The 9,833-nt window shown below is 43.3% G+C and carries 10 protein-coding genes; 4 read left to right on the top strand and 6 right to left on the bottom strand.

Annotated elements, in window-relative coordinates; all coding sequences use genetic code 11:
* Positions 1-456 precede the first annotated feature (456 nt).
* Positions 457-1,686, top strand: a complete 1,230-nt coding sequence (gene craA, locus NI462_RS13560; protein WP_253161022.1) for a chloramphenicol efflux MFS transporter CraA — start codon at positions 457-459, stop codon at positions 1,684-1,686.
* Between the two features lie 179 nt (positions 1,687-1,865).
* On the opposite strand, the gene NI462_RS13555 is transcribed toward craA, so the two are convergent.
* The 5 genes from NI462_RS13555 to NI462_RS13535 all read right to left on the bottom strand — a co-directional run bounded on the left by NI462_RS13555 (position 1,866) and on the right by NI462_RS13535 (position 7,165).
* The gene (locus NI462_RS13555) at positions 1,866-2,162 is read right to left on the bottom strand and encodes a DUF3817 domain-containing protein (protein WP_071850918.1); all 297 of its coding nucleotides are present in this window, start codon (positions 2,160-2,162) and stop codon (positions 1,866-1,868) included.
* Positions 2,163-2,282: 120 nt separating this feature from the next.
* Entirely contained in the window at positions 2,283-4,466 is a 2,184-nt protein-coding gene (yccS, locus tag NI462_RS13550; RefSeq protein WP_253161026.1) for a YccS family putative transporter, read from the bottom strand.
* 130 nt (positions 4,467-4,596) lie between these two features.
* Positions 4,597-5,139 carry a superoxide dismutase [Cu-Zn] SodC gene (gene sodC / locus NI462_RS13545; protein ID WP_253161020.1) on the bottom strand — a complete coding sequence of 181 codons (543 nt, stop codon included), beginning with the start codon at positions 5,137-5,139 and terminating at the stop codon, positions 4,597-4,599.
* A 122-nt stretch (positions 5,140-5,261) separates the two neighbouring features.
* Positions 5,262-6,392: an AI-2E family transporter gene (locus NI462_RS13540; RefSeq protein WP_224216247.1), complete on the bottom strand. Its 1,131-nt coding sequence runs from the start codon at positions 6,390-6,392 to the stop codon at positions 5,262-5,264.
* A gap of 128 nt (positions 6,393-6,520) precedes the next feature.
* Positions 6,521-7,165 carry a ParA family protein gene (locus NI462_RS13535; RefSeq protein WP_253161018.1) on the bottom strand — a complete coding sequence of 215 codons (645 nt, stop codon included), beginning with the start codon at positions 7,163-7,165 and terminating at the stop codon, positions 6,521-6,523.
* 124 nt (positions 7,166-7,289) lie between these two features.
* On the opposite strand from NI462_RS13535, the gene NI462_RS13530 reads away from it, so the two are divergent.
* Entirely contained in the window at positions 7,290-7,757 is a 468-nt protein-coding gene (locus NI462_RS13530; RefSeq protein WP_086044427.1) for a Holliday junction resolvase-like protein, read from the top strand.
* 26 nt (positions 7,758-7,783) lie between these two features.
* Positions 7,784-8,362: a hypothetical protein gene (locus tag NI462_RS13525; RefSeq protein ID WP_004732353.1), complete on the top strand. Its 579-nt coding sequence runs from the start codon at positions 7,784-7,786 to the stop codon at positions 8,360-8,362.
* 18 nt (positions 8,363-8,380) lie between these two features.
* Here NI462_RS13525 and NI462_RS13520 read toward each other — a convergent pair whose 3' ends face one another.
* Positions 8,381-9,010, bottom strand: coding sequence for a class I SAM-dependent methyltransferase (locus tag NI462_RS13520; RefSeq protein WP_114541836.1), 630 nt, complete (start codon positions 9,008-9,010; stop codon positions 8,381-8,383).
* Positions 9,011-9,201: 191 nt separating this feature from the next.
* Here NI462_RS13520 and NI462_RS13515 point away from each other — a divergent pair, with 191 nt between their 5' ends.
* Positions 9,202-9,765 (top strand): hypothetical protein, encoded by a 564-nt coding sequence (locus NI462_RS13515; protein ID WP_253100522.1) that lies wholly within the window; start codon positions 9,202-9,204, stop codon positions 9,763-9,765.
* Positions 9,766-9,833 lie beyond the last annotated feature (68 nt).

Here is a 9,833-nt window from a genome sequence, read left to right as displayed (position 1 = left end):
TAGATAGACGGAAACGATTTGGTCTAAGAATGAATTTAATTGCTGGAATGGTGAATTGGATGCTCTTAAATTAACTTTCGCAAGAGATCTATTGATCAACTAATTATAGACTTGGTAGAACAAATTCTTCATTTTGAAAATGTTACAAAAGAAAAATGGTTTCAAGAGTGGAATTCAGTAGAGTCTATTTGATTTTTATAAGTTACTAAAATACATAAAAATAGTTTGTCCTTTATTGATTTGTGATGGCTGTAATTTTTTTTATTTCGCAGCATTTTACTAATGCTTATAAATGAGATAATTTGAAGCCAAGTCAGTAAAAGAAAAATATAATATTTTGAGTGAATCATTAAAAAAGAGAACGGATTTAAAAATAGTAGTCTGCTAAAATTTCCTCTTTCTATTTTAGACGAAGTTCAGTCTGTTAAAACGGGCAGAATGACAATAAAAACTCCCATGCAAAACATCCAAACCCAAAAACTGACCCGTGCCACACTCATGTTCCCGCTGGCATTGGTCCTGTTTGAATTCTCCGTCTATATCTGTAATGACCTGATCCAACCAGCCATGCTGTCGATTACCCGTGACTTTGGGGTAAGCAGTTCTTGGGCGCCATCTTCCATGTCCTTTTTCCTGTTGGGTGGGGCATTTGTCGCAGCGATTCTGGGACCTTTGTCCGATCGTCTTGGACGTAAAATGGTACTGCTCGGCGGTGTGGCATTTTTTACCCTTAGCTGTCTGGCTATTTTATTGACACCCAATATCGAAAGTTTCTTATTTCTGCGCTTTTTACAGGGCTTTGGGCTGTCCTTTATTACCGCCGTTGGTTATGCTGCCATTCAGGAAAGCTTTGAAGAACGTGATGCCATCAAAGTCATGGCACTGATGGCCAATGTGTCTTTGCTGGCACCCTTGCTAGGACCAGTGCTGGGTGCCTTTATGATTGATCATATCTCCTGGCATTGGGGTTTTATCGGTATCGCATTTTTGTCATTTCTGAGTTGGTTCGGCCTGAAAGCCAAAATGCCAAACCTGAAAGTCAGTATTCCCAGACAGCCGGTTAGCTATATTCTGGATGACTTTAAACAGGTTCTAAAAAATAAACGCTTTGTGATCATGACTGTAGCTCTGCCTTTGGTAAGTCTGCCCTTGATGTTATGGATTGCCTTGTCACCAGTGATTCTGGTCGAGCAATTTGGATTCAGTAGTGTGCAATATGGTCTGGCGCAGTTTCCGGTCTTGGGTGGCCTGATTGCAGGTAATCTGATTTTGCTGAAAATTATCGATAAAATGCCGCTGGGTAAAACCGTATTATTGGGTCTGCCACTGATGCTGTTGGGTGCCGGTTTATTGATGTTGGGCTTATTGATTCCAGAGTATTTTGTTCATTGTCTGATTATCGGCACCACTTGTATCAGTCTAGGTGAGGGCGTAAGTTTCTCGGTACTATACCGTTTTGCACTGATGTCTTCAGAAGTGTCCAAAGGTACGGTGGCTGCGACGGTTTCTATTATCCTGATGCTCAGCTTTTTTGTGGTAATTGAAGCAGTAAGAATGGCATATGAAGCTTATGATATCTGGGCCTATTGCAGTGCGTCTTTTATCTTGATTGCACTCTGGTTTACTTTGCCACGCATGCAACTCAAACAGTTAATGCTGGAAAGACAAGAGCGTGGGGAGTTTTGATTCCTTATTAAGGAAAATTATAAATTATTGAAATCATATGTTCAGTATTGAATTTCCCTCTCCTTTTAGGAGAGGGCTAGGGTGAGGTTAAGTATTTAATAAGTTCCCTCTCTCTAACTCTCTCCCAAAGGGAGAGAGAATTTTCTTTTGACTGATCTAATTATATTAGGATTCTACAATTAAGCTTCAGCGGGCTGTTCCAGCTTCTTCAGTTTCATATCAAACAGGAATGGACCGAAAGGTAGAATCGAAGCGATTAAACCCATCACAAACGTGCTGAGAGACCATTTCTGTTTTTCACATACCGCAAATAAAACCACCAGAAATAGCACAAACAGTACCCCATGACCCATACCGACATATTTGACCAGAATCGGATTATCCATCATATATTTCACTGGCATCGCGATAAATAACAGCAGCAGGAATGAAATCCCTTCAAGCAAACCGACCAGACGCAAAGTTTTGATGTTCATAATACATATTGATTTAACCGAATTAGTTTTGAGTGTACCGAATATCACCTGAATATTGAATCTTAATAATAAAGATATATTCAATATTTTTAATAAGTTATAACCAAGTGAAGCAGTTGGTTATTTAATCTCGGCACCTAATAATTCATGACGTAATTTTAGTAATTCCGGTAAGGTTTCCAGCAATAAACTGATCTGTTTCAGTACCAAAAGCAGATGTGCTGACTGGTTTTCCTGGGTACTTAAGCGTTGAATTTCTGCCAGTTTATGATCAATGCCGTAGGTATTTAAAGGCTGTTGTTGCAGCAATACCCCAGTTAAGGTTTGCTGACACCAGCGCATTAAATCCAGAATTTGTGTATCACTAACCTGCTCACGGTGACTCCCCAATGCTGCAATATAACTGAGCTGGCTGTGGCTATAGACCAGATAGCGAAAGGCACTTTTAACCAGTTGCGGATCTGGATTCGGTTCGGTACTCAGGCTTGAAATCATGCTGGATAAATCAATCTGTGCATTGTGGGCCAGACGCCGTGCAGTCCGGTAAGCAATACTGTTATCTTTACCGTTTCGATATTGTTCGACCACTGCAGCAAAATAGTCCAGCGTAGCAAGCGATGATTTTTTAATATTGCTGGAAATATTACGAAAATTCCAGTCAGGCCAGATCCAGCTTACTGCCATCCAGGCAATCAGACAGCCTATGACGGTATCAATAATACGCGGTAAAATAATGGCATAACCGGCACCTTTCAGGTTAAAAATCAGGAGTACCATTAAGGTTGCCATGAGAGTGGCCATGGCATATTTTTTGGAACGTAGATAGAAAAAACCGACACCAAAAATTACTGTTAGCAATAACTGACCTTCGACACTTGGCACAAAATACAGAATGGGAACGCCCAGCATGACCCCCAATAATGTTCCGAGCGTCCGCAATTTGAGCCGGCTTTGGGTGGCAAAATAACTGATCTGACAGACAAACAGGCTGGTCAGTAAAATCCAGTAGCCATTTTTCGCAAAGGGCAATAATGAAATGGCATAGCCGACTAGAAACACAATGGCAATCCGCACCGCATGCCGAAAGAGTGCCGATTGCGGACTCAAGTGCGGTTTGAGTTTCAGCCAGAGATCTGTGCTATCGCGAATATCATCATCAAACAGGCTCAGGTCATCAAAATGCTGCTGATAGCGTGGCTTATACAGTGCCTGTTGATCATGCAGGTGTTGTAACTGCTCATGTACACTCAGCAGATTGGCCAGAATAAGCTGTAAATTTTTAACTTCAATATTCTGTGGGTGTTGGGCAATCCAGTCCTGCATCGATTCCTGTAAATGTTTTAATGCCTGTTCATCATCTGCAGACAGATAAAATTTTTCATTGCGCAATACACATTCTGCCAAATGTTGACAGGCAAGGGCTTGCAGACGGATATTTTTTTGAATCCGGAAAATCAGGTCAGTGCGGCTAAAATGCTGTTCGATCTGTTCATAATGCAGATAATTCGCTGTGGCCTGTTCATGAATATCCTGCATCAGAAAATACAGATTCAGCCAGTAAATGGTGTTGCCATTGGCACGCGAAGCTTTGAGTCGGGTCAATAGCGAATCTTTGCTGCGGTTAAAACTCTGAATGACTAAAGTATTTTTAAGTGACAACTCATAGAGCAGGGTTTCAACATTCGGATGCTGGTCCGGATCAAACAGTTTGGCTTTACTTAGCAGTAAATCCGACATGTGCTGCAAGCTTTGTGCGAGATTTTCCTGAACCTGCAAAGTAGGACGCAGCAGAAAAAATAGAATAGACGTCAGGCCGTACCATAGCGCCCCAATGACAAAATAAAGTGGCTGTTCATACCAGTGCTGATATTCGCCCAGGCCGAACATGGTATAGATTGACAGTAAAATGGTGCCAAATGAAATTGTGGCATAACGTTGGCCTAAGGCACCCATTAGAATAAACAGCGCACTCGACAGGGATAGCCACAGTGCAAACCAGAATTTATGCGGAGCAAGAAATTCCAGAATGCTGCTGACACTAAAAAACAGAATGATGACCAGTAACAGGTTGCGCAAACGCAGGCTTAGCCGGTCATCAAAATCAGTCAGTGCCGTGGCAATTGCCCCTAAAGTTACTGGAACGATCAAGAACTCATAACCCAGAAATTTCAGACCGAAAGTAGTACCTAAAAACACCAGCAGGATCTGCAGGCAATAAGTCATCAGCGCACTGGACTGAAAGGGCAGCAGGACAGGTTTTATAATTTTAACAAAAGTAGCAGTCGCAGGTCGGGCAGCATTCACAGGGACAGGATCCGGAAAGTAAAAACGCAAAGTTCTGAATGCAATTTAGACGCCAAAATAAAAGAAAAATCCATGAAAAAAACGAGCATGCTGCCCGTTTTTTTCTATTTAGTCATTGGCATGAAGGTGTTTAGATCACCCCACAGGCAATACGTTCACCGCCGCCACCCAATGGTAATGGGTTATCGGAATAATTGTCGCCACCGGCATGTACCATAATGGCACGACCCTGAACATCAGCCAGTTTCAGGCGTGGTGCAAGCAAGGTGACACGTGCAGTTCCGTCAGCATTGACTTTCAATGCGGGTAAATCACCTAAGTGACCTGTCACTGGTGTACCGTGATGTGGTGCCTGATTTGGATTGTAATGGCTACCTGCAGCCAGTGCTGCGCCCATCTTACCGTCTTTCATAGCAGGAGCACATGAACCATTTTCATGAATATGGAAACCGCGCTCACCCGCAGGAAGCTGTTTCAGATTGGTACGAATAACCAGACCGGCTGGGCTGTCACTGAGTAATACGGTACCAACCTCTTGGCCCACACCTTGAGCAGTTACAGCATTCACAGTCACTGCTCTGACTACTTCATTTGATGGGGAGGTTGATGCACAACCAGTAAAAAGTGCGGCGCTTAACGCGCAAAGTGTCGTAATTTTAAACAATGAAGACATGATTTTGGCATCCTGATCTTTATTCTGTTTTGTGGATTCATTTAAACAGAGCAAGATCAGAAGCTCTATATAGAATCAGTACTTAAATGTTTTGTTTTGTTTAAGTCGATTCTATCTATGCTTTAAGGTGCCTTGGGCGGTGTGTCTTGTGTTTCCGGATCAATCTCATGTGCCATGGTGGCTTTAGGCATCATTAAAGGTTCATTCAGATTACTTTCATGTAACCATTCACGCCAGATTGCAAGCAATACAGCCAGAATCACCGGGCCAATAAACACCCCGACCAGACCAAAACTGGCAATACCACCCAAGACTCCAAACATGATCAGCAGGAAAGGAATCTGGGTTGCGCCAGAAATCACCAATGGGCGAATGACGTTATCGGCAGTACTGACAATACAGACGCCCCAGACCATGACCCCAATGGCTTCAATGGTTTGTCCTTGTGAAAACAGCCATAGCGCCACCGCACTATAGGCGAGAGGTGGGCCAAAGGGAATCAGGGCAAAAATAAAGGTCACAATGGTTAAAACCATCGGATTCGGCACACCTGCAACAAAATAGCTCAGACCAGCCAATAAGGATTGTGCAATTGCGGTCAAACCGACGCCATAGACCACGGCACGTGTAGTCGCAGAAATGGTCGAAAAATAATGATGTACACGTGGACCGACCACCATTTCAAAGGCTTTACGCACCTGATTTAAAATGGTCTGACCATCACGGTAGAAGAAAAACAGCGAAAGTATCGCAAAACATAATTTAAAGATGTTTTTACTAACTTCATTCAACACCACTTTGCCGTAATTCAGATGGCCTTGAATCCAGGTCGATACCGACAATGCAATACTCTGCGGATCAGTGTTAATTTCATTTAAGGTTCGGGTAATTTCCTTGCCGACAATCGGAAGCCCGCGAATAAAATCAGGGACATTCAGGTGACCGGAAAAAACCTGTCGCTGCAATTCAAAATACAGGTTACGACCTTCGTGCTGCAACATGAAAATGGCGAAAATAAACGGCAGCCCAAAGACCAGAATCACGGCCAAGATCATTACGGTTGCGCTTAGTGTCGGTCGATTGCCGCACAGGCGTAATACCGACTGATACAGCGGCCAAGTCATATAGGCAATAATGGCTGCCCAAACTACAGGAATGATGAAATACTTGAGTATATGAAAACTCAAAAAAATCAGGATAAAGAACAATCCAAATAATAAGACTTTTTGTAATGTAGGCGCGTACTGTTGCACTGAATTTAATGACTCATTTTTTAGGTCGTGTTCAGGCATATTAACTGAAAAAAAAGCGATCGAAAATGATAGCTAGCCAAGTAGCGAGATTATTTTCCCAAAGCTATACCGCGATTCAGACGATTGACTCAAAACCACTGACTCGGATCATCAATAATGGCATTCAGTACCGGTTGCCATTGAGCCTGCATTTCCCGGTAGATTTTCTGAGGTTTATCAAAGACTGACAGGCCTTCCATTGCTAAACGGCTATAAGGGGCGCGTTCTGAAATCCAAGCCACTGGCTGCTGGTCGATCTTGTCAAAAAACTGCTGTATGTCCTGATTGCTGGCTGCATTTGCTTTGGTGCGATTGGCCAAAAGTAAAATTTCAACCTTGCCCTTACGGATGCGTTTGATGTCCTGCAAATGTTTGAGAAAACGGCGGGTCGAATCGATATCAAAAAAAGAAGGCTGGATCGGGATGATAATCGCATGTGCTTCACTGATCAGCTGTTCGGCATGATCATCGGTCAAAGCACCTGGTGCATCAATAATCAGGTATTCGATCTGTTTCGGCGCATCACCAATGGACTTGCTATTGCGCCAGTCCAGACTTTGGATCTGCGCTGCCTGTGCCGGACGATGCTTGAGCCATTGCAATGTGGATTTCTGGTTGTCGGCATCGGCCAATGCCACCTTATAACCCTTTTGTGCGAGTGCTGACGCTAAACTAATGGCTGTCATGGTTTTGCCACAACCGCCTTTCTGATTCGCAACTAAAATTGTTTTCATGACTCAAGGTGATTTTATTCTGTTCCGGCCTAGCATATCATTCTTTTCAAGTATGCAAATGGCCGAAGTCCTCAACTTCAGTCGAATGCGATGCTATAAAAATCAGGCAAATTAGGAAGATTGAATGTCCATATGGATGGCCATGCTGATTGGCGCATGTATCGGGGTGGTATTGACCACTATTATTTTAAGTCAGACGCGTAATGGGCGGATCAAGGCCGAATATGAGCAGTATATTGCCGAGCTGGAACTGGAGCATCAGCAGTCCCTCGTTGCCGCGCAAAAACGCAGCGTGAATACTAGTCGTGCCGTCCTCAAAGGAAAAATGGCGGAACAGCTCGCGCCGATCATGCCGGAATTTCAATATCTGCCGAGTGATGCCAAGTTTCTGGGCGATCCGGTGGATTATGTGGTCTTTGATGGCTATACCGATTTTCGTGATGGCGAAGGCGACGCTGAAGATATTGAAGTGGTTTTGATTGACATTAAAAGTGGTGGAGCACGTCTGACCAAAGGCCAGCAAGCCATTGCCCGAGCGATTCAGGAAGGGCGGGTACGTTTTGAAACCATTCGGATTGATTTTCAGGATTGACCAAAATCCAGTGAAGAATAAAAATTATGCAAAAATTACTGATCACTGCGCTGCTGTTTATGCTTGGACTCTGGGTCTGGAATGAGTTTTTTCGTGCCATTCCGCATCTGCAAGAAAAAGGCGTACTTAAAAACTTTAAAGTAGAACCCGTTAAGCGCATTTCCGCGACTTATATTGTGCATGATCACCGTTTCGTAAAACCTGATCGTCGGGTGCTGCATCAGGCCAGCCCTGTGGTGGGGCATTTTAATGATCTGGCCTATCTGAGTAATATTGATGTGCTGTTGCTGACTCAACCGCTGCCCGCTATACAGGCAAAACTGGAGTTTGATGAAGCAAAACGCTGCTATCAGCTCGAAGGACAAACCAATAAAGCGGAGCGTGACTTCGTCAATACGCATGTACAGTATTTTAGTCTGATTGCTGCCACTGAAAAAATTGCCGATCAGATTCGCCGGCTAAAATCGGGGCAGAAAATCACGCTCACTGGTGATCTGGTGACAGTTCATTCAGGCACGACTGGACAAGAATTCCGGGTCGGGACGGGCTCTGAATATCGTGCTCATTGTCAGTTGCTGCAAGTAACCCACCTTCAGCCACACTAAATATAAGATGGTCGTAAATTAGCTTCCTGGTTTACGAACACGTGCTAACAACATACGTTGGCCAATCTTGGGTATACCCTCGGCATCTACATAACTTAAAGTTTCTATTTCAAAACCGGTTTCCAGCAAGGCGGTCTCAATATCCCGATTCAGATGACAGCCATCTGCGACTTTCTTTTGAATGGGAGTGAGTAAATGTTGTAGACGCTGAATATTTAAATTTTGTCGATTCAGAACATGTTCGACCACATGTAAAGTCCCACCCGGTTGTAGCACACGATAAATTTCCTGCAGGCTCTGTTCCAGCTCTGCAATACTACAAAGCGTCCAGGTAGATACAATATTTTCCAGACTATTTTCGGCAAAAGGTAAAGCTTCTGCACTGGCCTGAATATGTTCGACCTGAAAAGCGGCCTGTTGAATTCGTGATTCTGCCAGTTTGAAGATCGTCGGGTTTGGTTCTAGTGCATAGACCTTATCAACCGATTGATAAAAAGGCAGATTCAGGCCGGTACCAAAACCAATTTCCAGTACTTCACCGGAAATATCCAAAAGTAGTTCACGACGCAAGTCCATCAAGGATGGCGTTTGCATCACTTGATTCAGCAGATGCGGAAAGATATGTTGTTGATAAAGTTTATACAGCATTTGAGTTATTTTAATTTGATGGAAATACGTTCTAGCTTAACTGAAAAATAAAATGACAGGCATATATCGAGCTGACTAAATACGTGCAGTTTGTTACCAAGTTCAACTGTTTATTCATTAAAAAATCCGTAAGATCAAGGAAGATATCCTTAAAACGTTTGATCAACTTGATTAGGATTAGATTAAAAATTATGCTCAAATACTTTAAACATTATGCTTTGCTGGCCAGCCTGTTGCTGCCTATTTCGGGCTATAGCTCGGTCGACCACAATATTGCCAAAGGTTTGCCTCCTGTCGTTAAAGGCCAGTCAATTTCGGTCTTGCAGCCCTTTAAAGGTGATTTCCGTATTCTGGGTTCCAAGGTTTATAGTTCTGACCCGCAAGCCAAATTCTCTCCGATTGATTATGCCGTCAGTTGGGGGCTGTTTGCTGAACCTGAAATTGCCCGACATATCACAGTGAATCAATATGACCGTTATTTAAACTGGAAAATGGATCGGGTGCCAGTGCCGGTAGAACAAGCCAAGCAGATGGTGTCCAATATGCATATCATTCCTGCCAATCCTGAAATTGCCAAGGCAATTAAAAAAGTAAAGCGTGGCGATCTGGTGCGTATGCAAGGGGAACTGGTTGAAGTGCGTGACAAAGATCTGGTCTGGAAATCGTCTTTAACTCCGACCGATACGGGTGATGGTGCCTGTGAAGTTTTCCGCGTCAGTTCCATTAAGTGGATTGAAAAAGTCGCTAAGAGCTAAAACAGACATTCTATACACTTCTGAGTTGTATAAAAAACCGCTCCTTTGAGCGGTTTTTTTATCTGCTT

Source organism: Acinetobacter lwoffii (genome assembly GCF_024129715.1).
In the GTDB taxonomy this organism is placed as follows: domain Bacteria; phylum Pseudomonadota; class Gammaproteobacteria; order Pseudomonadales; family Moraxellaceae; genus Acinetobacter; species Acinetobacter lwoffii_U.
The sequence above is the reverse complement of the archived record's forward strand: the minus strand, read 5'-3'. Positions and strand labels throughout refer to the sequence as shown.

Bases quoted from the DNA above. Each gene is read 5' to 3' on its own strand.
- NI462_RS13525 (WP_004732353.1), top strand. From the start codon at position 7,784: ATGCAAAAATTACTGATCACTGCGCTGCTGTTTATGCTTGGACTCTGG.
- NI462_RS13535 (WP_253161018.1), bottom strand. From the start codon at position 7,165: ATGAAAACAATTTTAGTTGCGAATCAGAAAGGCGGTTGTGGCAAAACC.
- NI462_RS13555 (WP_071850918.1), bottom strand. From the start codon at position 2,162: ATGAACATCAAAACTTTGCGTCTGGTCGGTTTGCTTGAAGGGATTTCA.
- NI462_RS13530 (WP_086044427.1), top strand. From the start codon at position 7,290: ATGTCCATATGGATGGCCATGCTGATTGGCGCATGTATCGGGGTGGTA.
- NI462_RS13515 (WP_253100522.1), top strand. From the start codon at position 9,202: ATGCTCAAATACTTTAAACATTATGCTTTGCTGGCCAGCCTGTTGCTG.
- NI462_RS13520 (WP_114541836.1), bottom strand. From the start codon at position 9,010: ATGCTGTATAAACTTTATCAACAACATATCTTTCCGCATCTGCTGAAT.
- craA (WP_253161022.1), top strand. From the start codon at position 457: ATGCAAAACATCCAAACCCAAAAACTGACCCGTGCCACACTCATGTTC.
- sodC (WP_253161020.1), bottom strand. From the start codon at position 5,139: ATGTCTTCATTGTTTAAAATTACGACACTTTGCGCGTTAAGCGCCGCA.